This is a genomic window from Acidovorax sp. LjRoot117 (assembly GCF_964252695.1).
In the GTDB taxonomy this organism is placed as follows: domain Bacteria; phylum Pseudomonadota; class Gammaproteobacteria; order Burkholderiales; family Burkholderiaceae_C; genus Acidovorax.
The window spans coordinates 39117-61565 of sequence record NZ_CAXUPO020000017.1; the positions used below are offsets into that span (position 1 = coordinate 39117).

General features: G+C 67.8%; 21 protein-coding genes. 16 read left to right on the forward strand and 5 right to left on the reverse strand.

Annotation, left to right across the window (positions count from 1 at the left end; translation table 11 throughout):
• Window positions 1–69 precede the first annotated feature (69 nt).
• From ACSQ3D_RS26275 to ACSQ3D_RS26285, 3 genes are read left to right on the forward strand one after another with little or no spacing between them, the layout of a single operon-like run.
• Entirely contained in the window at window positions 70–1101 is a 1032-nt protein-coding gene (locus ACSQ3D_RS26275; protein ID WP_056414646.1) for a microcin C ABC transporter permease YejB, read from the forward strand.
• A gap of 13 nt (window positions 1102–1114) precedes the next feature.
• Window positions 1115–2167 (forward strand): ABC transporter permease, encoded by a 1053-nt coding sequence (locus ACSQ3D_RS26280; RefSeq protein WP_436128784.1) that lies wholly within the window; start codon window positions 1115–1117, stop codon window positions 2165–2167.
• Complete coding sequence (locus ACSQ3D_RS26285; RefSeq protein ID WP_436128785.1) at window positions 2164–3846, forward strand: ABC transporter ATP-binding protein; 1683 nt, start codon at window positions 2164–2166, stop codon at window positions 3844–3846. The genes ACSQ3D_RS26280 and ACSQ3D_RS26285 overlap by 4 nt, the downstream gene beginning before the upstream one ends.
• A gap of 240 nt (window positions 3847–4086) precedes the next feature.
• On the opposite strand, the gene ACSQ3D_RS26290 is transcribed toward ACSQ3D_RS26285, so the two are convergent.
• Window positions 4087–4683: a lipocalin family protein gene (locus ACSQ3D_RS26290; protein WP_436128786.1), complete on the reverse strand. Its 597-nt coding sequence runs from the start codon at window positions 4681–4683 to the stop codon at window positions 4087–4089.
• A 331-nt stretch (window positions 4684–5014) separates the two neighbouring features.
• Here ACSQ3D_RS26290 and ACSQ3D_RS26295 point away from each other — a divergent pair, with 331 nt between their 5' ends.
• On the forward strand, window positions 5015–5629 hold the full coding sequence (locus ACSQ3D_RS26295) for a hypothetical protein (protein WP_436128787.1): 615 nt from the start codon (window positions 5015–5017) through the stop codon (window positions 5627–5629).
• Between the two features lie 174 nt (window positions 5630–5803).
• Here the strand turns inward: ACSQ3D_RS26295 and ACSQ3D_RS26300 are convergent, their stop codons facing one another.
• Both ACSQ3D_RS26300 and ACSQ3D_RS26305 read right to left on the reverse strand, forming a co-directional pair.
• Window positions 5804–6163 carry a FlxA-like family protein gene (locus ACSQ3D_RS26300; protein ID WP_436128788.1) on the reverse strand — a complete coding sequence of 120 codons (360 nt, stop codon included), beginning with the start codon at window positions 6161–6163 and terminating at the stop codon, window positions 5804–5806.
• A 68-nt stretch (window positions 6164–6231) separates the two neighbouring features.
• On the reverse strand, window positions 6232–7131 hold the full coding sequence (locus tag ACSQ3D_RS26305) for a LysR family transcriptional regulator (RefSeq protein ID WP_436128789.1): 900 nt from the start codon (window positions 7129–7131) through the stop codon (window positions 6232–6234).
• A 112-nt stretch (window positions 7132–7243) separates the two neighbouring features.
• Between ACSQ3D_RS26305 and ACSQ3D_RS26310 the strand changes: the two genes are divergently transcribed.
• The 5 genes from ACSQ3D_RS26310 to ACSQ3D_RS26330 all read left to right on the forward strand — a co-directional run bounded on the left by ACSQ3D_RS26310 (window position 7244) and on the right by ACSQ3D_RS26330 (window position 12044).
• Window positions 7244–8239, forward strand: a complete 996-nt coding sequence (locus ACSQ3D_RS26310) for a tripartite tricarboxylate transporter substrate binding protein (protein ID WP_436128790.1) — start codon at window positions 7244–7246, stop codon at window positions 8237–8239.
• A gap of 25 nt (window positions 8240–8264) precedes the next feature.
• Window positions 8265–9170: an alpha/beta fold hydrolase gene (locus tag ACSQ3D_RS26315; RefSeq protein WP_436128791.1), complete on the forward strand. Its 906-nt coding sequence runs from the start codon at window positions 8265–8267 to the stop codon at window positions 9168–9170.
• Window positions 9171–9217: 47 nt separating this feature from the next.
• Window positions 9218–10636: a 3-isopropylmalate dehydratase large subunit gene (gene leuC, locus ACSQ3D_RS26320; RefSeq protein WP_436128792.1), complete on the forward strand. Its 1419-nt coding sequence runs from the start codon at window positions 9218–9220 to the stop codon at window positions 10634–10636.
• The gene (gene leuD, locus ACSQ3D_RS26325) at window positions 10633–11283 is read left to right on the forward strand and encodes a 3-isopropylmalate dehydratase small subunit (protein ID WP_436128793.1); all 651 of its coding nucleotides are present in this window, start codon (window positions 10633–10635) and stop codon (window positions 11281–11283) included. The genes leuC and leuD overlap by 4 nt, the downstream gene beginning before the upstream one ends.
• Before the next feature lie 194 nt (window positions 11284–11477).
• Window positions 11478–12044, forward strand: a complete 567-nt coding sequence (locus ACSQ3D_RS26330; RefSeq protein ID WP_436128794.1) for a YcxB family protein — start codon at window positions 11478–11480, stop codon at window positions 12042–12044.
• A 48-nt stretch (window positions 12045–12092) separates the two neighbouring features.
• On the opposite strand, the gene ACSQ3D_RS26335 is transcribed toward ACSQ3D_RS26330, so the two are convergent.
• On the reverse strand, window positions 12093–13112 hold the full coding sequence (locus ACSQ3D_RS26335) for a PhnD/SsuA/transferrin family substrate-binding protein (protein WP_436128795.1): 1020 nt from the start codon (window positions 13110–13112) through the stop codon (window positions 12093–12095).
• Between the two features lie 373 nt (window positions 13113–13485).
• Here ACSQ3D_RS26335 and ACSQ3D_RS26340 point away from each other — a divergent pair, with 373 nt between their 5' ends.
• The 7 genes from ACSQ3D_RS26340 (at window position 13486) to ACSQ3D_RS26370 (ending at window position 21761) form a co-directional block, all read left to right on the forward strand.
• Window positions 13486–14433 (forward strand): hypothetical protein, encoded by a 948-nt coding sequence (locus ACSQ3D_RS26340; protein ID WP_436128796.1) that lies wholly within the window; start codon window positions 13486–13488, stop codon window positions 14431–14433.
• Between the two features lie 34 nt (window positions 14434–14467).
• Window positions 14468–14974, forward strand: a complete 507-nt coding sequence (locus tag ACSQ3D_RS26345; RefSeq protein ID WP_436128797.1) for a hypothetical protein — start codon at window positions 14468–14470, stop codon at window positions 14972–14974.
• 149 nt (window positions 14975–15123) lie between these two features.
• On the forward strand, window positions 15124–16350 hold the full coding sequence (locus ACSQ3D_RS26350; RefSeq protein WP_436128798.1) for a hypothetical protein: 1227 nt from the start codon (window positions 15124–15126) through the stop codon (window positions 16348–16350).
• A complete protein-coding gene (locus ACSQ3D_RS26355) occupies window positions 16347–18545 on the forward strand; it encodes an ATP-binding protein (protein ID WP_436128799.1) in 2199 nt (732 codons plus the stop codon). Before ACSQ3D_RS26350 ends, ACSQ3D_RS26355 begins: the two co-directional genes overlap by 4 nt.
• Window positions 18546–18606: 61 nt before the next feature.
• A complete protein-coding gene (locus ACSQ3D_RS26360) occupies window positions 18607–20037 on the forward strand; it encodes a hypothetical protein (protein ID WP_436128800.1) in 1431 nt (476 codons plus the stop codon).
• Window positions 20038–20090: 53 nt separating this feature from the next.
• On the forward strand, window positions 20091–21497 hold the full coding sequence (locus tag ACSQ3D_RS26365; protein WP_436128801.1) for a leucine-rich repeat domain-containing protein: 1407 nt from the start codon (window positions 20091–20093) through the stop codon (window positions 21495–21497).
• An 87-nt stretch (window positions 21498–21584) separates the two neighbouring features.
• Window positions 21585–21761 carry a hypothetical protein gene (locus ACSQ3D_RS26370; RefSeq protein ID WP_436128802.1) on the forward strand — a complete coding sequence of 59 codons (177 nt, stop codon included), beginning with the start codon at window positions 21585–21587 and terminating at the stop codon, window positions 21759–21761.
• On the opposite strand, the gene ACSQ3D_RS26375 is transcribed toward ACSQ3D_RS26370, so the two are convergent.
• Window positions 21750–22394 (reverse strand): GNAT family N-acetyltransferase, encoded by a 645-nt coding sequence (locus ACSQ3D_RS26375; RefSeq protein WP_436128803.1) that lies wholly within the window; start codon window positions 22392–22394, stop codon window positions 21750–21752. The two genes, ACSQ3D_RS26370 and ACSQ3D_RS26375, sit on opposite strands and share 12 nt — an antisense overlap.
• Between the last annotated feature and the right edge of the window lie 55 nt (window positions 22395–22449).

Here is a 22449-nt window from a genome sequence, read left to right on the forward strand (position 1 = left end):
TCGCTGCCCACCCGCGGCCTGCCTTTGCCTTTGCCCGTGCGCGGTGCCCCGTTTCATCGATAACCGAACATGCTCGCCTACATCGCCAAACGCCTGTTGTTGATGCTGCCCACGTTGCTGGGGGTGCTGCTGTTGACCTTTGCGGTGATCCAGTTCGTGCCGGGCGGGCCGGTGGAGCAGTACCTGGCGGAAGCCCGTACCGCTGGTGGCAAGGGCGGCGTGGAATCCGGCGGCATGGCCTACCGTGGCGACCAGGGCGTGGACCCCAAGCGGCTGGAGCAGATCAAGGCGCTGTACGGGTTCGACAAGCCCGCGCACGAGCGGTTCTTTCAGATGCTGGGCCAGTTTGCGCGGTTCGACCTGGGCAAGAGCTTTTTCCAGAACAAGGACGTGTGGAGCCTGGTGAAAGAAAAACTGCCGGTGTCCATCAGCCTGGGCCTGTGGACATTTTTCATCAGCTACCTGGTGGCCGTGCCGCTGGGCGTGGCCAAGGCCGTGCGGGCGGGGTCCCGGTTCGATCTGATCACCACGCTGCTCGTGCTGGTGGGCTACGCGATACCGGGCTTCGTGCTGGGCGTGGCGCTGCTGGTGATCTTCGGCGGACAATTGCAGTGGTTTCCCCTGCGCGGGCTGACCTCGTCCAACTGGGACGAACTCAGCTGGGGTGCGCGCATCGTCGACTACCTGTGGCACATCACGCTGCCTGTCACGGCAATGGTGCTGGGCAGTTTCGCGGTCACGGCCATGCTGACCAAGAACGCGTTCCTGGAAGAGATTCGCAAGCAGTACGTGCTCACGGCCCGCGCCAAGGGGCTGAGCGAGCGTCAGGTGCTGTGGAAGCACGTGTTTCGCAACGCCTTGATTCCCATCGTCACCGGCTTTCCGGCGGCGTTCATCGGCGCGTTTTTCACAGGCTCGCTGCTCATCGAGACGCTGTTCTCGCTCGACGGCCTGGGCCTGCTCAGCTACGAAAGCGTGATCCGCCGGGACTACCCCGTCGTGCTGGGCACGCTGTATCTCTTCACCCTGATCGGCCTGGTGACCAAGCTCGTCAGCGACCTGTGCTACGTGTGGGTGGACCCGCGCGTGAAGTTTGATTGACCCCCGCCACGGCATGAGCACCGCTTCTTCTTCGCCATCGCCTTCGCTGTCCCCGTCCCGCCGGGCCTGGCTGCGCTTCAAGCGCAACCGGCTGGGCTACTGGAGCCTGCTGATCTTCAGCACGCTGGTGCTCGTCAGCCTGTGTGCCGAGCTGATCAGCAACGACAAGCCGATCGTCGTGCGCTACGAGGGGCAGACGTACTTCCCCATGCTCAAGGACTACCCCGAGACCACCTTCGGCGGAGACTTCGAGACGCCGACCGACTACCTCGATCCGTTCATCAAGGAGCGGCTGAGCCAGGGCAGCAACTGGGCGGTCTACACGCTCAACACCTACGGTCCCAACACCCTCAACTACTTCGCCAAGTCCCCCAACCCTTCGGCGCCCACCACCGACAACTGGCTGGGCACCGACGACCGGGGCCGCGACCTGCTGGCGCAGTTGCTGTACGGCTTTCGGGTGAGCGTGCTGTTCGGCCTGGCGCTCACCGTCACGGGGGTGCTGCTGGGGGTGCTCACCGGCGCGATCCAGGGCTTCTTCGGCGGCAAGGTGGACCTGGCGTTCCAGCGCTTCATCGAGATCTGGGGCTCCATGCCCGAGCTGTATTTGCTCATCATCTTCAGCGCCGTGTTCGCGCCCAGCGTGTCGCTGCTGCTCATCCTGCTGTCGCTGTTCGGCTGGATGGGCCTGTCGGACTACGTGCGCGCCGAGTTCCTGCGCAACCGCCAGCTCGACTACGTGAAGGCCGCACGCGCCCTGGGCGTGGGCAACGGCCAGATCATCTGGCGCCACATCCTGCCCAACAGCATGACGCCGGTGGTGACCTTCCTGCCGTTTCGCATGAGTGCGGCGATCCTGGCGCTGACCTCGCTCGACTTCCTGGGCCTGGGCGTGCCGCCCGGCACACCGTCGCTGGGCGAGTTGCTGAGCCAGGGCAAGAACAGCATCGATGCGTGGTGGATATCGCTGTCCACCTTCGCCGTGCTGGTCACTACCTTGCTGCTGCTGACCTTCATGGGCGACGCGTTGCGCGACGCCCTCGATCCCCGAAAGGCCGACCAATGAGTGCCCTCACGCCCCGCGCCGGTGTGTCCGCGCCGTCCCCTGGTCCGGCCACTCCCGCGCCGCTGCTGGATGTGCGCGACCTGCACGTGCGTTTCGGCGCCAAGGAGGTCGTGCGCGGCGTCAGCTTCACCATCGCTCCCGGCGAGAAGCTCGCGCTGGTCGGCGAGTCGGGCTCGGGCAAGACCATCACCGCGCTCAGCCTGCTGCGGCTGGCGGGCAATGCGGCCATCACGGGGCAGGCCCATCTGCGCGGGCAGCGCGACCTGCTGGGGCTGACCGAACGAGAGATGCGCGGTGTGCGCGGCGGAGAGATCGCCATGGTGTTCCAGGAACCCATGACCGCGCTCAACCCGCTGATGACCATCGGCGTTCAGATCGCCGAGATATTGCAGCTCAAGAAGGGCCTCACCGGAGCGCAGTGCGCCCAGGCCGCCATCGAGCTGCTGGCCAAGACCGGCATCCCCGAGCCCGCGCGGCGCGCCAACAGCTTTCCGCACCAGCTATCGGGCGGACAGCGCCAGCGCGCCATGATCGCGATGGCGCTGGCCAGCGAGCCGCAACTGCTGCTGGCCGACGAGCCGACCACCGCGCTGGACGTGACCCTGCGCGGCCAGATCCTGGACCTGCTGTCCGACCTGCAGCGGGCCAACGGCATGGCCGTGCTGCTCATCACGCACGACCTGAACCTGGTGCGCCGTTTTGCCGACCGCGTGGCCGTGATGGAGCAGGGCGTGCTGGTGGAGCAGGGGCCCGTGGCCGACGTGTTCAACGCGCCGCAGCATGCCTACACCCGCCGCCTGATCGCCAGCCAGCCACGCCGTGATGTGGCACCTGCCGATTCGCCCCCGGGTACACCGCCGGTGATCCACACGCAGGATCTGCGCGTCGTCTACCCCACGCCGTTGCCGGGCATCCGCGGCTGGTTCAAAAAAGGCGAGTTCGTGGCAGTGCAGGGCGCCACGCTGTCGCTGCTGCCCGGTGAAACGCTGGGCGTGGTGGGCGAGTCCGGTTCGGGCAAGTCCACGCTGGCGCAGGCCATTCTGGGCCTGCTGCCGCACACGGGGCAGCTGCAGGTGGGCGGGCAGGCATGGCAGTTGCCCGCCATGCGCAACACGCCGGCCAACCAGCAACTGCGCCGCCGCGTACAGGTGGTGTTCCAGGACCCGTTCTCATCGCTGTCGCCGCGCCTCACCGTCGAAGAGATTGTGGGCGAGGGCCTCAAGGTGCACGAGCCGGCCCTGAACACCGCCGAGCGGCGCACCCGCGTGGAGGCCGTGCTGTCGGAGGTGGGGCTGACCGAAGCGCAGTACCCCCGCCTGCTCGAGCGCTACCCGCACGAGTTCTCCGGCGGTCAGCGCCAACGCCTGGCCATTGCCCGCGCGCTCATCGTGCAGCCGCAGGTGCTGGTGCTCGACGAGCCCACCAGCGCGCTCGACGTCACCATCCAGCAGCAGGTGCTGGGCCTGCTGCAACGGCTGCAAAAGGAGAAGGGCTTGAGCTACCTGCTCATCACCCACGATGTGGACGTGATCCGCGCCATGGCGCACAACGTCCTGGTGATGAAGGACGGTGCCGTGCTGGAGCACGGCGTGGTGGACCAGGTGCTCGACGCGCCGCAGCACCCCTACACCCAGCGCCTGGTGGCGGCCGCCACGGTGCCCGATGGCGCGTCGGCGTAGAACACCGCCTTGATGATGTGTTGACGACGCCCTGTGCCTGCTGCCGCTTGTCAATCAAGCGGCGGATGCTATTGGATATGTAGCGTCAGATGCAGGTTGGAAGTGCGGTGCTGTACATCGCTTCTGTGGCAGAGGCTGTTGGCAGGGGTGGTCGGAGTCGGACTGCTTCAAGCTGCCCAATGCAGCCTGGACGTGGATGTCGCGATGCCTCCCGCGCAGCCCACCGTCAACCCAAAGCCGTCACGTCATCACGGCGCGCTTGGCGTGCTGCTCGCCCGCGGCGGGTGCCCACAGGATTTTGCGCACATCGATGCCCATGGTCTGGGCGCGCTCCAGCAGGTGCTCGCGCACATGGCCGGGCAGGGTCGGTGTGCGCGACAAGATCCACAGGTAGTCCTTGCTGGATCCCACCACCATGGCCCACTGGTAGTTCTCGTCCAGCGCCACCACGTTGTAGCCGCCGTAGAACGGGCCGAAGAACGACACCTTCAGCGCTGCCTGCGCAGGGTCGCCCACAAAGCTGGCGGTACCCTCGGCCTCTTTCCACTCCTTGCGCGCAGCGTCGTAGCCCCGGTTGACCACCTTCACCGTGCCGTCGTCGTTGCGTGTGTAGGTTGCGCTGGTCTGTGTCAGCCCGCGTTCGAACGAATGGTCGATGCGCGCCACTTCGTGCCAGTGCCCGGTGTAGCGGTTCACATCAAACCCGCTGACGGGCTGAATGCCCTCCGGGCTGCGGGGCGTGGAGCACGCCGAGAGCACCAGCACGGCCAACAGCGCTGCCGCGCCCACCACAAGGGGCCATGGCGAGCGGCGGCTGGGAAGTGTGTGGATGCGCATGGTGTTCTCCTGCAAGGTGTTGTGGGTGGGAGCGCCGCTGGTTGCGCGCCGGTCCTGCTGTCTGACTGCCCACGAATGTAGATTTGCCCAGGGCCTGCCTTTGTAGGTGGGCGCTGGCACGGTGTGTCGGCAACGCTGGTACGCAGGTGCAGGCAGCCGGAGTGGGTGGGCGGTGTGGGTGGACTGCGCGATGCAGTGCGGTGCGGCACATTCGTCTGGCCGTGGCGGGCGCGCACTTGTGGCCAGCGGGCCCGGGGCGACACAATGGCTGCACCGCCCCTGCTTGCTGCTTGTGGAACACCTCACCACGGCTTTCACCAACGCCCACACCGTGCCCCATTCCACCCGTTCTCTCCCTGCCCAGTTGCTGGCGCTGTACCGCCATGTCCATGCCCGCGAGCCTGCTGTTGCCGCTGCCGGACAAGCCGCCACAGTCCTTCATCTGGGCGCTGACCACACCATCGTGGCCAGCGGAGCCAACCCGCTGGAGCCGGCGTTGGTGGTCACCCTGGCGCTGGGCTACCACCAGACAGCGCACGATTTCTTTCGGAGTGCTGTGCCCACGCCGCTGGAGCTGGAGACCGCCATTGCCGCGGTGGAAGATGAAATTCACGCAGCGCACCGACTGCAGCGCAGCGACCCGGGTCACGGCGCTTTGTATGCCCAGGCCCTGGCGGCCGGGGCGTCGCCGCCTTGGTCTTCCGACCCGGGGCTGCACGAGTTGGCAACGCTGGCAGGCATTCCACCGGGCCCCGTGCGCGTGCTGTCGCTCGATGCGATGGAGCGCCTGTTCAACCGCCTGGCCTCCGTGTCCGAAGGCCGCCCCGCCGCACACGAAGGACTGCCTGACAGCGCGTCCTTTGCCGCGCGGCTGTTGGTGCTGCGGGAGCTGATGCACCACATGCCGTTGACGGCGGTCACGTTGGTGGGGGAGATCGTCTCGTAGGCAGTGTTGGGAGTTGAAAAGGGCTGCCAGCGCTTGATGGTCAAGCGTGAGTAGCTACTTTATTGATAGCAATGGCGCAAAGCCTGAACGCAGCTACGCCGTATCGGCGGGCGCAAGAATCACGGCGCTGGTTGCCTTGGCTTGGGTGTGAACGCTGCCAAGCCACTGGAACCATCAGGCATAGGTATCGACCGACTCCCCCAGCCCCGGCGTGCGACTCGCCACACCTTTGATTGCAGACGCTGCAGCGGGCTTGTCCCTGTCCGCCTTGGCCTGCTGCTGCGCCTGCACCCGGTCCATCTGCTCCTGCTGGCTCTGGCGCTGGATGGCGGCGATCTGCTGCTGCACCATCTGGATCTGCGCCTGCAGCAGCTTGATCTTCTCTGCCTTGGCCTTCGCTTCCATGTTCTGGCCCGCCACGCCGCGCAGTTCATCGGTCAGCTCGCGCAGCTGCTTTTGCAGCTTGTTGATGTTGCTGGCGGCGTTGGCGCTGGATGCTGCGCCCGAAGAAGAGGTGGCACTGGAGATCTGCATGCCGTGTTATCGGCATTTGCGCGGCAATCTCAAGGGCTGGTTATGCATTCGCGGATGGATGGGTGGCGTCAACTGCGCAGCGGCGCGGCAAACCAGTCTCGCAAGAAATCCGCCAGGGCGCGCGTCTTGGCCGACAGGTCGCTGCGCGTGGGGTACACCAGCGTCACATCGGCGGCAGGCAGCAGCCACGCAGGCAGCACGCGCACCAGCCGGCCGGCTGCCATGTGGGCCGCCACGTCCCATTCGGACCGCATCAGCACGCCATGGCCTTCCAGTGCCCAGGTGGTGGCGGCGGCGCCGTCGTTGGTGCTGAGCATGCCGCGCACCTTCACCGTCTCTTGCCGCGCGCCCTGGTGCAGGTGCCAGGTGCCGTACGTCTCGTCACTCTCGCGGATCACGATGCACTGGTGGGCCAGCAGATCGGCCGGCTGGGCGGGCTCGCCCGCCTGGGCCAGGTAGGCGGGCGATGCGCACAGCACGCGCTGGTTGGCCAGCAGCCGGCGGGCGGTCAGGCGCGAGTCGGGCAGGTCGCCAAAACGCACGGCGGCGTCGAAGCCTTGCTCCACCAGGTTCACCGGGCGGTCGGTCAGGTGCAGTTGCACCTCGACCTCCGGATAGGCCCGCGCAAAAGCCGACAGGGCGGGCGCAATGTGCGTGCGACCAAAGCCCAGCGTGGCGGCCAGTTTGATCAACCCACGGGGCAGGCTGCGCGCGCCGGCCACCGTGCGCTCCAGCGCTTCCAGGTCGGCCAGGATGCGAACGCCGTCCAGCAGGTAGGTCTCGCCTTCCGGGGTGAGGTTGATGCGCCGGGTCGTGCGGTGCAGCAGGCGCACGCCCAGGCGGTGCTCGAGCTGCGCCAGGCGCCGGCTGACTGCGGGCGGGGTAATGCCCATCTGCTGTGCGGCCGCCGCCAGGCTGCCTTCCTTCATGAGCAGTGCAAAAAAGCGCAGGTCCGAAAAGCCATCCATGGTGTTGATTCATGCTTTGAACTGATGAATGAAGTAATTTTGACGGTATTTATTGCTTTGCGCACCACTCCTAAGATTCGATCCACAACAAATATCTGCAGGAGACAAACCCATGAACCCTTCCACTACCCCAGGTGTATTCCGCCGGCTCGCCGCCGCCGCCACGGCACTGGCCCTGCTTGCACCCGCAGCTACGTCGGCCCAACCGGCCGGCTATCCCAACAAGGCCATCAAGCTCGTGGTCCCTTACGCCCCGGGCGGCAGCGCCGACATCGCGGCGCGCCTCGTGACGGACGAATGGGGCAAGGCGCTGGGCGGCTCGCTGTTCATCGAGAACAAGGGCGGCGCAGGTGGCAACATCGGCGTGGACATGGTCGCCAAGGCCGCGGCGGATGGCTACACCATCGGCCTGCAGACCGTGTCCCTGGCCATCAACCCCAGCCTGACGGCCAAGATGCCGTACGACACCCTGAAGGACCTGGCGCCCATCGGCATGGTGGCCAGCTCGCAGCACGTGCTGGTGGTCAACAACGCCTTGCCGGCCAAGACCGTCAAGGAACTGGTGGCGCTGCTCAAGGCGCAGCCGGGCAGGTACTCCTACGGCTCCGCGGGTGCGGGCAGCACCTTTCACATGTCGGCCGAGCTGTTCAAGGCGGTGGCAGGCACGCCCATCGTGCACATCCCGTACCGCGGCGGCGGCCCGGCCATGATCGACACCATGTCGGGCCAAGTGGCGATGAGCTTCCCCGTGCTGTCGGCCGCGCAGCCGCATGTGCAGGCGGGCAAGCTGCGGGCGCTGGGCGTGACCGGCACCCAACGCTCCGCGCTCATGCCCGACGTGCCCACCATTGCCGAGGCCGGCCTGCCGGGCTACGCTTTTGAAACCTGGTTCATCGTGTTCGCTCCGGCCGGCACGCCCCGGCCCATCATCGACAGGCTCAACACCACGCTGAACCAGGCATTGAGCACGCCAGCGCTCAAGGAGCGCATGGCCAAGGACGGGTTCGATCCCATCCCTTCGACCCCCGAACAGGCCCGTGCGCGACTCGAGAAGGAGATGCCGCAGTGGGCCAAGTTGATCAAAGAGCGGGGCATCACTGCCGAATAGGCCCCGCCGGAATTCCAATGACACCATGACCACGACGACTCCGCTTTTCCCTGGCTTCAACGCCCACCGCGTGCCCACGCCCGACGGCCAGCACATCCACGCGCTGGTCGGCGGCACGGGCCCGGGCCTGCTGCTGCTGCACGGCCACCCGCAGACCTCGGCCATCTGGCACAAAGTGGCGCCCGTGCTGGCCCAGCACTTCACGCTGGTGCTCGCGGATTTGCGGGGCTACGGCGATTCGGCCAAACCCGCCGGCGATGCGGAGCATGCGCTCTACAGCAAGCGCACCATGGCCGCCGACATGCTGGCCGTGATGCAGCACCTGGGCCACCCGCGCTTCGCCGTGCTGGCCCACGACCGGGGCGCGCGCGTGGCGCACCGCCTGGCGGCGGACCACCCGTCGGCCGTGCAGCGTTTGGTGATGCTGGACATCGCACCCACGCTGGCCATGTACGAGCAGACCAGCAACGCCTTCGCCCGTGCCTACTGGCACTGGTTCTTCTTGATCCAGCCCGCGCCGCTGCCCGAGCGGCTGATCGAAGCCGACCCCGCCGCCTATGTGCGCGACGTGATGGGCCGGCGCAGCGCGGGCCTGGCACCATTCGACCCCCGGGCGCTGGCCGAATACGTGCGTTGCCTGGGTCTGCCCGGCGCGGCCCACGGCGTGTGCGAGGACTACCGCGCCGCTGCCGGCATCGACCTGGTGCACGACCGCGCCGACCGCGATGCAGGCCGCCAGTTGGCCGTGCCGCTCTTGGCCCTGTGGGGCGAGCAGGGCGTGGTGCACCAGTGCTTCGAGCCGCTCAAGGAGTGGCAGCGCGTGGCGGCCGACGTGCGCGGCCATGCGCTCCCCTGCGGCCACTACATCGCCGAAGAGGCCCCCGGTGCGCTGCTCGACGCGGCGCTGCCTTTCCTGCTGGCCGGCCGATAGCCCGCACCGGCATCCGCACCTCCACAGCCACACCCACCACGATGACCATGACCACCCTCACCACGCTCTACCAGAAGCTGGTCGCATCGCACACCGTGGCCGTTCTCGATGAACAGAACGTGCTGCTCTTTTGCGACCTGCACCTGATGAATGAATACACCAGCCCCCAGGCCTTCGCCGGCTTGCACGAGGCCGGGCGCGGCGTGCCCGTGCCGGGGCAGAACGTGGCGGTGGTGAGCCACATCATCCCCACCCACCCCGTGCGCTGGCGCACCATCCAGGACCCGCCCTCGGCCCTGCAGGCCAGCAACCTCAAGGCCAACTGCGACCGCCACCACATCCCGCTGTTCGACACCAACGACCCGCTGCAAGGCATCGAGCACGTGATTGCGCCCGAGCACGGCATGGTGCGCCCGGGCATGGTCATCATCTGCGGCGACAGCCACACCACCACCTACGGCGCGCTGGGGGCGCTGGGTTTCGGCATCGGCACGTCCGAGGTGGAGCATGTGCTGGCCACCCAGACCCTCGTCTACCGCCTCGCCAGGGACATGCGCATCCGCGTGGACGGCGTGCTGCCTGCGGGCACCACCGCCAAGGACCTGATCCTTCTCATCATCAGCCGCATCGGCGCGCAGGGCGCGCGCGGCTTTGTCGTCGAATTCAGCGGCAGCGCCATCAGCGCCTTGTCGGTGGAGGCGCGCTTCACGCTGTGCAACATGGCCGTGGAAGCGGGTGCACGCGGCGCGCTGATCGCCCCTGACGCCACCGCCATCGACTACGTGCTGGCCAAGGCCCCCGACATCACCGGCGGCGTGCGCGCGCAGGCCCTGGCCCACTGGGCCACGCTGCACAGCGACGAAGATGCCGTGTTCGACGTGGAGCATGTGTTCGACGCGGCCGAGGTGGCCCCCTTCGTCACCTGGGGCACCAGCCCCGACCAGGCCATGGCCGTCAACGCCACCGTGCCCCGGCCCGAGGACATCACCGACGACGTGCAGCGCGGCAGCGCCGAGCAGGCTCTGCGCTACACGGCCCTGTCCGCCGGCCAGCCGCTGGCGGGCGTACCGGTGCAGCACGTGTTCATCGGCTCGTGCACCAACGCACGCATCGAAGACCTGCGCGAGGTGGACCGCATCGTCGGCAGCCGCCGCGTGGCCCCGGGCGTGCGCGCGATGGTCGTGCCCGGCTCGGGCGCGGTGAAGGCCCAGGCCGAGGCCGAAGGCATCGCCGCGCGCCTGGTGGCGGCCGGCTTCGAATGGCGCCAGCCCGGCTGCTCCATGTGCCTGGCCATGAACGACGACGTGCTGGCCCCGGGCCAGCGCTGCGCATCCACCACCAACCGCAATTTCGAAGGCCGCCAGGGCAGGGGGGCGATCACGCACCTGATGAGCCCGGCCATGGCCGCCGCCGCGGCCGTCACCGGCTGCATCACCGACGTCAGAACCCTGGAGGTGACCGCATGACCGCCGACAACAACGCCACCGTGCGCGGCCACGCCGCCGTGCTCGACATCGCCAACCTCGACACCGACCAGATCATGCCCAAGCAGTTCCTGCGCGGCATCGACAAATCGGGCCTGGCGCCGGGCCTGCTGTACGACCTGCGCTTTGATGGTGCCGGGCAGCCACGCGAGGACTTCGTGCTCAACCAGCCAGCGTTTGCCGGCACCGACGTGCTGCTCGCCGGCAGCAACTACGGCTGCGGCTCCAGCCGCGAGCACGCCGTGTGGGGCATGCAGCAGTACGGCTTCCGGGCCGTGGTCGCGTCGAGCTTTGGCGAGATCTTCTACTCCAACGCCATGAACAACCGCCTGCTGCTGGCCATGGTGACCGAGGCCGACGCACAGGTCTTCATGCACGAGGCACGCGCCGCGGCAGGGCCGCTGGCCATCGAGATCGACGTGGCGCAGCGCCAGGTGCGCACGGCGGGCCACAGCGCGCCGTTCACCATCTCCGAGCGGCACCGGCGCATGTTCCTCGACGGGCTGGATGTGATCGGCGCGTCGCTCACCTACCGGGACCGGATCGACGCCTTTGCCGCGCAGCTTTGGGCCGCCCAGCCCTGGGTGCGCGATGTGGCGCGGTTGATGCGGGACCGCCTGGGGGCATGACCACCCAGCGCGGGCGCTGCCCGCCGCTGTGACCTCGTGTCGGTGTGCGCGGGTGCACGCCTGTAGGCGCCGGGTGTGGGGCGCTGCAAGATGGCGTGATGTGGTGCCAGGTTGTGTGCCGATGGCGGCCGCCTGCACCGGTGCGCCGTGGGCGCCCCCTATAGTGGCGGCTCCTCACGCCTTCATCCCCACCCATGCCCTCCTTTTCCCTTACCCGTGGCGACTACGCCGATCTGCAAAAACGCATCGTCGCCCAGGCCAAGGCCCAACTGCGGCGCGGTGATGGCGCTCGCGCTGGCGGCAAAGCGGGTCCATCCAACGACGATCCCGGACGGTGGTGGCTGCCGCTGGTGCTGTGGGGCGTCTCCGTGGTGCCGCTGGTGTTCCTGTTTCGCTGGCTGGAGTCCTTGCCCGACATGGGCACCCATCTGGCCATGGGGGCCGTGGGCATCGTGGTCGGCGCGTTGGCATTCTGGGCGCTGGTGCGCAGCGGCAGCAGCTCCCTGCAGCAGGCCATGTTCGAAGACGATGGCTACTGCCTCGCGCCCCAGACGCTGGATGTGCGGGAGGACTGCATCGAGCAGCGGTCCCACGCGGCCCATACCCTGTGGCAATGGGCCGGCTTCAAACACCGGCAGGAGAGCGAGACCTTGGTGTTCCTGTTCGTGGACAACGCCGTGTGCCTCATGGTCCCAAAGTCCATCCTCACGCCTGAGGCCCGCGCGCTCATCGAGCAGCGCGTGCCACTGCAGGCGCCGTGAAGCGCCGGTTGCACCGGTTGCGCTGCGCGGCGCACCGGGCTGGCTGACTCAGGGCTTGGGTGCAGTCGCAGCGGCGGGCTTGCCGGCCTGCGCCGCCTTCGCGGTCTTGTTGTAGACCTCCATCACGGTGGCGAAGTCGCGCTCGAAGTTGATGGGCAAAAAGGTGTCGTTGCCCGGCAGCAGCTGGCGCAGCTTGGGCGAGAAGCTGTAGCCGTACGAGCACTTCTTGACCCGCGCCTGCAGATCGGGCGACACGTCCTTGCCCAGGGTCCAGGTCTCGGTCATGAAGGGCGGGCTCTCCCACAGCGTGCGAATGCTCGACCCCTTCACATCGCCCTTGACCACCATGCGCTGGTACAGGTCGCTGGCCACCGCAGCGGCGGGGTAGAAGCCGTGCATCACCCCGGTCACCGAGCGCTCGTGGCCGTTGGAGAACACCACCTCGTAGTTCTGGTCCGGCACCAGGCCGATGGCCGGGAACAGCGCGCGCGGCGCCAGGTTGCCGGAGTTGGACGTGGGCGTGGTGTGCGCGATCTTCTTGCCCACCAGGTCCTGCGGCTTGGTGAACGGGCTGTCCACCCGCGCGATCAGGATCAGCTTGTACGAATTGCGCTGCCCGCTGGCCTTGTTGCCCGGCACGCCGAACGGCGCGGGCTGGCCGGCTGCGATGAGCTGCGGCACCAGGCCCGGGTTGACCTGGGCCAGCTGGGCCTTGCCGGCGATCAGGTTGTCGATGAGGTCCTTCTCGGGCAGCACGTCGATGTTGGTGCTGCGCTCCAGCGACTCGCCCTGCAGGTTCTGCAGGTCGATGTTGCCGCAGCGCGCCAGGTGGTTGAAGTAGTCGCCCCACAGCAGCATCGTCTCGCTCTTGGCATACGTCTTGGGCATGGCCACCACCAGCTTTTCGCGCGGGCCGCTGAAAGCGGGGGCCGGGGCTGCCGCGGCGCGGGCAGCGGCTGCGCGGGCCTGGGGCATGGTGGCAGCGTCGGTCTGGGCCTGCACGGCCACCGGGCCGAGCGTGAGCGTGGTGCACAGCCAAAGTGCGCCGGAGCGGGCGTGGGAACGCATGGTGAATCTCCCTCAGTGTTTTGTGGTTGGTGCAGGCCCGGAGCCCGACGTCTGGCGCCTGATCGTCGCAGCCCGCGCTGGTCGCAGCCTGCGGTCGCATGGCCGGTCAGGCTGGCGGCGGCGGGCAGCCGTCGAGTATGCATGACGCAGCGGCTGGCGCGGGCCCACGGCGGCGCGCTTGGGTAACGCGCGGGACTCCGTGGGCGCATGGCATCGGCCTGGGCCGGCGGCTCGCTGGGCAGGGCGGTTGACACCGCGTCAAGTGCCCGGTGGTCGGCATGGACAAGACCGAGAGGGACGGGGGCTCCAGAGCCTGTAACAATTCGTGCACTCCAACGCGAACCTTTCATCGACTGCCTGCATCCGCCGAACCATGTCGCAAAACGCCCATACCCTGCACCTGTTCTTCGAAGACCCGATCAAGCTCAAGACCTTTCAGCTGGTCTACCAGTACCTGGTGGCCCACAACACCGAGCAGGCCGAGCGCTGGGCCGACAAGCTGGGCGGCGTGGACCTGGGCGCGCTGTGGGACGCGCAATGGTTCAACCAGCAGGTGTCGGCCGAGCGCACCCACCTGCTGCTGCGCTTTGACACCGGCACCCACGACGACCTGCCCCTGCGCGCCCTGGAAGCCCTCTTCGCCCACGGCCTGCAGTCGGCAGTGCTGGAGGTGTTCTACGACCAGGTGGGCGAGACCGAGCGCATGCACTTCGACCAAGGCCAGTGGGTGTCGCGCAAGGCGTTCTTCGCGGCCTACCCGCAATGGCGCGCGGTGGTGGAGCCCGCGGTGGAACGCGACAGTGCGAGCGATGGCAACGCTGAAGACAGCAGCGAAGACGAATACTGCCACTCCAAGGACCCGGCCAAACCCGTCAGCGTCAGCAAGCTGCGCCAGCAGGAGGCCGAACGCAAGCAAGAAGCGCAAGAGGCCGCGCAGGCCTTCATCGACATGGCCCGCGCCATGGGCAAGAGCGGCAAGTCGCCCGTGCAGGGTTTCATCGCCGTGCTGTTGTTGCGCGCGGGGTTCAAGGGCCTGCTGCAGGCCATCGCCTTCACGGTAGTCACCGTGCTGCTGTTCAAGGGCTTGTGGCTCTGGCTGGGCTTGGGGCTGGTGCTGGCCATCGTGCTGCCGCTGTACTACATGCTGAGCGAATACAAGGACATCCATGGGGATGACGATGACAGCGATGCGGAGGGTGGTGATGGAGATGGGGATGGAGGTGGCAATGACGACGGTGAAGCGCAATTGGCCGAAGCGCCCGCTGGCGACGACGCCGACGATGCCGCCAACACCCCAAAGGCCCCCCAGGCCGGCCACTGAACACAATGACTGACGACGAGGGAGCGATTCCAACATGCTGACAAACATCGAATGGTGGGGCGGGCTGATCTTCGTGCTGGGTGCCATCACCTACCGGCTGGTCATGGGCGCGCTGGAGAAGAACGAAGACGGCATCCACTGGTACCGCGGGCTGATGCACGCGTTCTTCCTGCTGCCCGCCGTGGTGCTGGCCGGGTACTTCTATCCCCTGCCGCGCGCCGGATGGCAGTACGGCTACCTGGCTGTCCTGGGCGCGTCGCTGGCCGTCGTGCTGGTGATGCTGGTGCAAGAGATCACCGGAGACAGCCCCGCGGATGCAGAGAAGAAAAAGGCCGACAAGGCGAAGACGAAGGGGGAGGGCGCGGAAGAAAATCCGCAAGCCAAGAAGCAGCCGCCCGACGCCGCTGGCGGTGACGAAGATGACGACGAGCCAGGCTGGCTGATGACCGTGGTGGGCGCGCTGGCGCTGTATAGCCCGGTGCTGGTGGCCTGCGGCCTGGGCTGCCACAAGGCCTGGCCCATGGTGCAGCGGCTGCTGTGATGCATGCCGCCCCGGGTTGTACCTGGGGCGCATTGCAGGGCCGGCCGGCTGCGGCGCCCATCACAATCGGCAGTGGCCGGCCGGCCCCTTCATCTACTTATCCATGACCCTTTGCCCCGCGCCCATGTGCGCCCACGCCTTTTCCGTCCATGGCCCAAGATTCCTTCGCTGAGCTTTTGTCGCTCTACATGCGGCGCATCCGCGCCAGCGCCTCCGGCGTCGCCACCGAGATCGGCCTGAGCCGCGAGGCGGTCAACAATTGGCGCAACGGTCTGTCCGCACCCAACCCGCGCTCGCGCGACAAGGTGGTGGCCTGCACCCGCTACCTGCGCCTGACCGAGGCCGAGGCCAACCGCCTGCTCAGCGCGGCGGGCTTGCAGCCCGAGTTTCCGCTGCAGGCCGGGCCGGCCGGCGCCGCGCAGCCGTTTGCTGCCTTTCAAGACCGGCTGTTCGCGCAACTGGCGCAGGCCGTGCCCTATGCCATCGCACTGCTGCTGTCGCCCGCACACTGGGGCCAGCCGCCGTTCCGGCAAGAGCTGCTGCAGCGCGCCAAGGCGCAGTACGGAGACGGTGCGGTGCTGCACATCCAGCCGCCCTACAGCGTGAGCACCGTGCCGGCCGAATACTTTGCCGCCATCGGCCGCCAGTGCGGTTTGGGCGATGTAGCCACCGACTATGAATTCGAGTCCGCCCTGGAGCGCCGGCTGGTCGCTGGCGAGCGCCTGTTCTGCCTGGTCAGCCGGTTCGAGCAGGGCACGCCCGCACTGCGCGAGACCCTGGCGGGCATCCTGCGCAGCCTGAGCGAGATGCACAGCGGCCGCCTGCACCTGCTGCTGTGCGGCGGCGAGGCACTGGCCGACCTCAAGTACCGCAGCGGCGACCTGTCGCTGCTCAACATCGCGCAGGTCCACCATTGGCCCGACCCGTCGCTCGAAGACCTCACGCTGCTGGCCCGCCACCGCTGGCCCGACCAGGCCTGGCCGCAGTCCGTGCTGGCGGCCTTGCAGGGCGTGAGCGGCGGACACCCCGCGCTGTTCGAAGAAGGCCTGCAATGGCTGGTGGACCACGGCGTGGATGAGGCGCAGGCCCGCTCTGCCGCATTGCGCAGCCACCTGGCCGGCAGCCCGCGCCTGTGGCAGACCTTGCTGCCGCTGGCACAGGCCCCTGCCACGCGCCAGCGCCTGGCCCAGCTGCTGCAGGCCGACGAACTGGGCCGCGCGCGCCCGTACCTGCAGGACGACGAACTGCGCCGCCTGTTCTGGGGCAACCTCATCCATGTGCGGGGCACGGGCGATGCCGCGCGGCTGCACTGGCGCAGCCCGGCCATCCGCGAGGCGGGCCTGATGGTCGTGGAATCCGCGTCCGGCGCCGCATGAGACCGCTGCTGTCCAAGGCGCTGGTGCGCGCGGTGGTCGTCGCGGCCATCACCCTCTTCGTGGGCAGCGCGCTGCTCACGCCCAAGCTCAACCCGGTCACGCGCGGCTCGGTGCTGGGCGCCGAGAACGCGGGCATCGTCTGGGGCGAACTGGTGCAGTGGCGCGTGGCCCTGATGCAGGCCCACAACGAGCTGGACGCGTGGCCGCAGGACATCCAGAAATACGCGCCCCCCATCGGCAACCCGCAGCTGCGCGTCACGTCGCCCCGGCCCTACGTGCTGCAGGCCGACATCGCGGCCAACCCCGAGCTGGGCAAGCTCGCAGGCACTCAGGTGGTCGTGCAACTCAAGCCCGGCACCACCACCTGGAGCTGCCGCCCCGGGCGCCCGTCCATCCCGAGCGGCTACCTGCCCATCAACTGCCTGGAAGGGCAGGGGGACGACTTCACGCCAATGCCGGCGTCCGAGCGCGACCCGTTCGCGGCGCTGCGCCAGCTCATCTACTGGTGCGCCGGCATCTTCCTGGCCGGCGCCGTGGTCTGGGTGGCGCGGCACCCGTTGCTCGGGCCCGCGCAGCTGCAGCCCGCGCGATTGCGCCGCACGCCGCTGGCGCGGCTGCCCCGGCTCGACCGCCTGCTGGGCTGGACGGGCCGGCGCGAGTCCACGCTGCTCGCGGCCGACATCCGCATGGTGGACTGGCGCCGTGCGGTGCAGTGCGCGCAGCCGGGCTCGCCCGACGCGGCGAACGCACGCGCGGAGGGCCTGGTCCGTGCGCTGGCCGAGCGCGTGTCCGCCCGCAGCCAGCCCAGCAGCGACTGGGCGCTGCCGGGGCCGGTGTTCGAGTGGCAGTTTCCGCCCGACCTGCCGGTGTCGCTGGACCGCTGCCTGGTGTTCGTGCCGACGCCGGGTGTGGACGAGGCCACCCTACTGCGTCAGTTGCGCGCCGCGCAGACCGGCAGCGACGTGCTGCTGGTGCTCAGCGCGCACAGCGCAGATTCCCCCATGCCCCTGCTGCAGGCGCACGCGGCCGACCACGCCAACCTGCATGTGATGGTGGACAGCGCCAGCCAGACCGAATGGCTGGTGGGCGGCGAGGCCCTGCAGGTGCTGCTGCGCCTGCTGGCGGCCCAGCTGCGCATCACGCGCATCTCGCCGTACCAGACCCGGGGCGGCATCACGCGCGAAGGCTCGTTCTTCGGCCGGGCCCAGCTGCTGGCCCGCGTGATCAACCGCGAGCCCGCCAACTACCTGGTGGTGGGCGGGCGCCAGCTGGGCAAGAGCAGCCTGCTCAAGGCCGTACAGCGCCGGCTGCAGGGCCACCCGCACACCGTGTGCCACTACGTGTCGCTGCGCGACCACCGCTTGGCGCCGCGCATGGCGCTGCAGTTCGGCCTGCCGGCCGACACCCCGCTCGAGGCCATCGTGGACCACCTGCAGGCGCAGTACCAGGGCAAGCGTCTTTACCTGCTGATCGACGAGGCTGACCTGTTCTTTCGCGACGAGTCGCACAACGGCTACCCGCAGCTGTCCACTCTGCGGGCGCTGAGCGAAGAAGGGCGCTGCTGGTTCATGCTGGCGGGCTTCTGGGACCTGTACGCCACCGCCGTGCTCGACTACCAAAGCCCGCTGCGCAACTTTGGCGAGGTGCTGGCCATCGGCGGGCTGGAGCGCGCCGCCTGCCGCGACCTGGCCACCGAGCCGCTGCGCCGCCTGCGCCTGGGTTTTGCGAGCGACACGCTGGTGGAAAAGCTGGTGGACGCCAGCGGCCAGCGTGCCAACCTGGTCGCCATCCTGTGCCAGGAATGCCTGGAGGCGCTGCAACCCAGCGAGCGCGCCATCGAGGCGCACCACCTCGCGCAGGCCCTGGCCTCGCAGCCGGTGCAGGACGCGCTGGCCGGCTGGGGGCGCCTGAGCCACGACGAGGCCGCCTGCCGCCTGGACCGCGTGGTGGTCTACCTCACCGCCCAGGCCGGGCACAGCAGCCTGGTTACCCTGGCGCAGCTGCTGCAAAGCCACGGTGTCCTGGCCGACGCCCAGGCCCTGCGCCAGTCGCTGGCCCGCCTGCAGCTGGCCTACGTGCTGCGCAAGCACGAGGCCGACTACCGCTTCGCCATCCCGCTGCTGCAAGACCAGTTCGAATCCGCCGAGCTGGAGTTGCTGCTGCACCAGGAGCTGGCGGTGATGTCCAAGGCCTGAGGCCGCCCGCATCTTTCACCCTGACCTATTCATAGCCCTTCATAGCCCTTCATAGCCCTCCATGGCCACTTCCTCCTCCTCTGTCACCCTGGACTATGACATCGGCTTCGATGCCATCATTGCCGAACTCGATCGCCTGGTCCGTGCGGGCGTGCACCCGGACCGCATCAGCGTGTCCCACTATGCCGCCGTGCAATGGGCCTGCGAGGCCCACTGGGTGTACTCCGATGGCCCGGACGCCGCCTGTGCCGCCCGGCGCGTGGACGCCCAGCTCGCCCTGCTGCGCTTGATGCTGGAGCGTGGGGCGGATCCCAACAAGCGCAAGAACCGCAATTCCACGCCGCTGGCTGTTTGCTGCCGGCAGTTCGCCACCTATTTCCAGGAGCGTGCCCTGGAGAGACTGGGCCTCGTGTTGGCCGCAGGCGGCGACCCGCGCCAGACCAAGGACCCCGCGCTGTGTATTGCCTTGGGCCTGCGCGAGATGCGGGGTGAGGTTTTCGACATGGCGTTCCGCGAGGATGCGTCTCCAGGCCATGCCGATGCGGTTTTCCAAGCGGTCGACATGCTGCTGCAGGCAGGCGCCGACATGGAGGCGCTGGAGCACCGTGCGATGTACCGGCCGTTCCTGATGGCGGCGTACATCGGCAGCGTGCCGCTGCTGCGGTGGTTGAAGGACCGAGGCGCCGACGTGCAGGCCACCAACCCCGATGGGTCCAATGCGCTGATGTACGCCGCAGGCGACGTGGACGGCCTGGCCCGCAGCCGCGCGGGGTTCTCGACCACCTGGCATCGGATGGGCGACCCTGTCGCCAGCACGCGCCAACTGCTCGATTGGGGCCTGGACCCGGCCGCCGCCAACGCGCGCGGCCGCACGCCGCTGCGCCTGGCCGTCAGCGCCGGCAACCTCGATGTGGCCGCCGTGCTGGCCGAGGCGCTCGCAGTCCAGGGCAAGCTCTTGGCGGCCGATGTGCGCTTGTTCAGGGGCACCGACCACGAGCCCCGCGTGGCAGCGTTGACCACCTCGGCGCCAGCCAGAAAGCCCGCCAAGCCCAAGGCCGCGCCAGATGGTGTCGCCCGGCGCGCCACCTGGGACCGTGCCCCTGCACTCATCGACGGACCCACCGACTGGCAGCCCAGCCAGTACCCCGAGTGGCTGCGCACCTGTCTCAAGGACGTGATCGCACGGCTGGGATCGGGCGCGGACCCGCGCGTGCCGCCAGGCACGTTGTACCTGGAGTACGACGACTACTCTCGCAGCCTGCGGCTGTCTCGCACCAAGTCGTACCTCAGCCGCAGCGGCGCGGTGGAAATGGGCGTCCACGTGTTCGATTGGTCGATCATGCGCGTGCGCTTCTCGCAGGTGGAGGGCGACGACTGGGTGCTCCGCGAAGCCATCGATCTGCCCATGGCGCCCGGCGCGCCGCCCGCCACCGACGTGCTGTGCGACGCCATCGGGAAACTGTGCGCCCGCTACCTCAACACCTCGGCTTGAGCACAAGCGCCCGTTCGCCTTCCGGCACCTTCCCACCGTCACCACCCGACCCCATGACCACCAAGCCCAAATGGACCGACCGTCTCTACAGCCCTGTCCGCGTGCTGAACCATGCCGACAAACTGCATCTCGAGAAATTCAGCGACGCCGATCTGGACCAGGTCGCGGGCTGCAATGACGTCCTGGACATGGACCTGCGCAGCAACCGCACCGCGCAGCCGGTGGACTTGTCGCGCCTGGCGCACATCCAGGGACTTCGGCGGTTGAGCCTGGAGCGCATGCAGTTCACCAATCTGCAGGCACTCAAGTCGCTGCCTCATCTCAACGCGCTGACCATTGCGCATTGCGACTTCAACGACTTCGACGCGCTCAATGGCCTGAACGTTGAGACGCTGTTCTTGTGGAACAACAAGCTCTCCCGCTTCCCGGCAGGGCTCGACCTGCCCAGGCTGGAGAACCTGTACCTGTCGAGCAACCGCATCACCGACCTGTCCTTCGTCGCCAGCTATCCCGCCCTCAGGTGCCTGCATGCAGACGGCAACCGGATCACTGATGTGTCACCCTTGGCAAGTTGCACGGCCTTGGAGTCCCTGTGGATCGATGACAACCCGCTGGCCACGCTGGCGCCGCTGGCGGGCAGGCGCTACCAGCGCATGCATGTCAGCAATGAGCTGAGCGCCGAGCGAGCGGCCCTTGGGCTGGAGTTGCCCGAGGAGCCGTATGTGCGCGACGCGGCAAGCATCGAAGCCTCGCGCATCGCGCAGTTGATGGAGGCCAAGGACTGGCCGCAGCTCTACGCCGTCACCGATGTGGCCTTGTTGGGTGACGCATTCTCCAATCTCGTGCACGGGCACTTCGACGAGGACATGGTGCGCGGCGCGCTGGCACACCCGGCCCCTGGCGCGTTCGATGCGATGGTGACCCACGGCCTGCGTCCGCACTATTGGGACGAGTCCCAACTGTTGGTGACCGTACTGAGCAGCTTTGGCGAGCGCCTGGTGACCCCGCTGACCCAGAGCTTTCACGCCGAGCTGGCGTTTTACCCGGAGTACGAACCGTTCTACGCGGGCAAATTGAAGCACGAGCATGCCACCATCGCACGCATCCTGGTAGAGGCACCCCTGCCAGTGTTTGCCGACCTGTTCCTGGCGTTCTTCAACCAGCGCGGGGACTTCTCCGAGGCCCACCTGCACCACTACAAGCGCTTGCTCGACGTGGTGGGCAAGGTGAATTCACCGCAATTGGTGGACCCCATCATCGACCTGCTGCGGTTTGAAAAGCACATCCTGGGTGGTGACGCGGCTTTCATGAAAAAAGTCTTCAAGGCCATTGGCCAGTTGGGCGCCAAGGCCGATGCGGCCGTGCTGGCCAGCCGCTTTGACGTGTCCGCTGAAACCCGGCCTGATGTGGCGGAGGCCTTCGAGGCCACCCTCAAAAAGCTGCAAAAGAAGAAGAGCTGATGCGCCGCAGGTGGCGACCGCCGCTCACCGGGCAGACAATGCGGCCCACAGCAGCCTGTGTGCTGCGCACCCCTGCGGAGGTCTCCCATGCCCATCGAGCTCGATCACCTTCTGGTCCCCGCGCGGGACAAGATCGCCGCCGCGCGGTTGCTGGCGGGGCTGCTGGGCGTGCCGTGGTCGGAGACTGGCGTGGGGCCCTTTGCGCCGGTGTTCGTGAACGACGGCCTCACCTTTGACTTTGACGGATGGAGATCAGGCCGATGAATACCCGGTGCCGTGGTACCCCGGCAGCCTGGTGGTGTAGAAGTCGGGGTGGATCCAGGTGTAGTGCCCCAGGACGAACGCGCATTTGTCGATGTCCGCCGTCGATAGCTTCACGGCATAGTATTTTCGCAGGTAGTCGGGCGTGGCTTGCTGGGAGTCCTGGTACGCGAACCCGAACCGGCCATAGAAGGTTTCCGAGCCCCCCACGGTCGTGATGTGCACCTGCGCCGGCGTGGCGTTCTGCCGCAGCAGGGCCATGCGCGACAGCAGCAGCAAGGTGCCCAATCCTTTTTGCTGGTGCGCGGGGTGCACCATGCCGAACGAGAGGGTGACAAACTGCTGGCCTTCAACGGGGTCGGCCGTCATGCCACCCACGGCCACCACCGCGTTGTCCTGCTCGATCACCACGATGAGCACTTTTCCATCACGCAGCCATTGCGCGAACATCGGATAGAACCCGGCCGGGAAGTGCAGCGGTTCGTTGAGCAGGTAGATCTGCTCGCACTGCGCAATGTCTTCGGGCTGCAGCAGCCGGACCTTGCACAGGGGCAAGGCGCCGACGAATCCCATCTGGAATTCACCCTCTTTCCGTGCAAAGAAGCGCCGGATCTTTTGAATTGTTCCAGTCATCATTCAAGACGCCCCGGCGCTGATGGTGGCCCGGCGCGGGTGCATTCGATGGCGCTGC

Bases quoted from the DNA above. Each gene is read 5' to 3' on its own strand.
- ACSQ3D_RS26345 (WP_436128797.1), top strand. From the start codon at position 14,468: ATGCTGACAAACATCGAATGGTGGGGCGGGCTGATCTTCGTGCTGGGT.
- ACSQ3D_RS26300 (WP_436128788.1), bottom strand. From the start codon at position 6,163: ATGCAGATCTCCAGTGCCACCTCTTCTTCGGGCGCAGCATCCAGCGCC.
- ACSQ3D_RS26290 (WP_436128786.1), bottom strand. From the start codon at position 4,683: ATGCGCATCCACACACTTCCCAGCCGCCGCTCGCCATGGCCCCTTGTG.
- ACSQ3D_RS26340 (WP_436128796.1), top strand. From the start codon at position 13,486: ATGTCGCAAAACGCCCATACCCTGCACCTGTTCTTCGAAGACCCGATC.
- ACSQ3D_RS26365 (WP_436128801.1), top strand. From the start codon at position 20,091: ATGACCACCAAGCCCAAATGGACCGACCGTCTCTACAGCCCTGTCCGC.
- leuD (WP_436128793.1), top strand. From the start codon at position 10,633: ATGACCGCCGACAACAACGCCACCGTGCGCGGCCACGCCGCCGTGCTC.
- ACSQ3D_RS26310 (WP_436128790.1), top strand. From the start codon at position 7,244: ATGAACCCTTCCACTACCCCAGGTGTATTCCGCCGGCTCGCCGCCGCC.
- ACSQ3D_RS26350 (WP_436128798.1), top strand. From the start codon at position 15,124: ATGGCCCAAGATTCCTTCGCTGAGCTTTTGTCGCTCTACATGCGGCGC.
- ACSQ3D_RS26315 (WP_436128791.1), top strand. From the start codon at position 8,265: ATGACCACGACGACTCCGCTTTTCCCTGGCTTCAACGCCCACCGCGTG.
- ACSQ3D_RS26375 (WP_436128803.1), bottom strand. From the start codon at position 22,394: ATGATGACTGGAACAATTCAAAAGATCCGGCGCTTCTTTGCACGGAAA.
- ACSQ3D_RS26275 (WP_056414646.1), top strand. From the start codon at position 70: ATGCTCGCCTACATCGCCAAACGCCTGTTGTTGATGCTGCCCACGTTG.
- ACSQ3D_RS26355 (WP_436128799.1), top strand. From the start codon at position 16,347: ATGAGACCGCTGCTGTCCAAGGCGCTGGTGCGCGCGGTGGTCGTCGCG.
- leuC (WP_436128792.1), top strand. From the start codon at position 9,218: ATGACCACCCTCACCACGCTCTACCAGAAGCTGGTCGCATCGCACACC.
- ACSQ3D_RS26360 (WP_436128800.1), top strand. From the start codon at position 18,607: ATGGCCACTTCCTCCTCCTCTGTCACCCTGGACTATGACATCGGCTTC.
- ACSQ3D_RS26370 (WP_436128802.1), top strand. From the start codon at position 21,585: ATGCCCATCGAGCTCGATCACCTTCTGGTCCCCGCGCGGGACAAGATC.
- ACSQ3D_RS26280 (WP_436128784.1), top strand. From the start codon at position 1,115: ATGAGCACCGCTTCTTCTTCGCCATCGCCTTCGCTGTCCCCGTCCCGC.
- ACSQ3D_RS26330 (WP_436128794.1), top strand. From the start codon at position 11,478: ATGCCCTCCTTTTCCCTTACCCGTGGCGACTACGCCGATCTGCAAAAA.
- ACSQ3D_RS26335 (WP_436128795.1), bottom strand. From the start codon at position 13,112: ATGCGTTCCCACGCCCGCTCCGGCGCACTTTGGCTGTGCACCACGCTC.
- ACSQ3D_RS26305 (WP_436128789.1), bottom strand. From the start codon at position 7,131: ATGGATGGCTTTTCGGACCTGCGCTTTTTTGCACTGCTCATGAAGGAA.
- ACSQ3D_RS26285 (WP_436128785.1), top strand. From the start codon at position 2,164: ATGAGTGCCCTCACGCCCCGCGCCGGTGTGTCCGCGCCGTCCCCTGGT.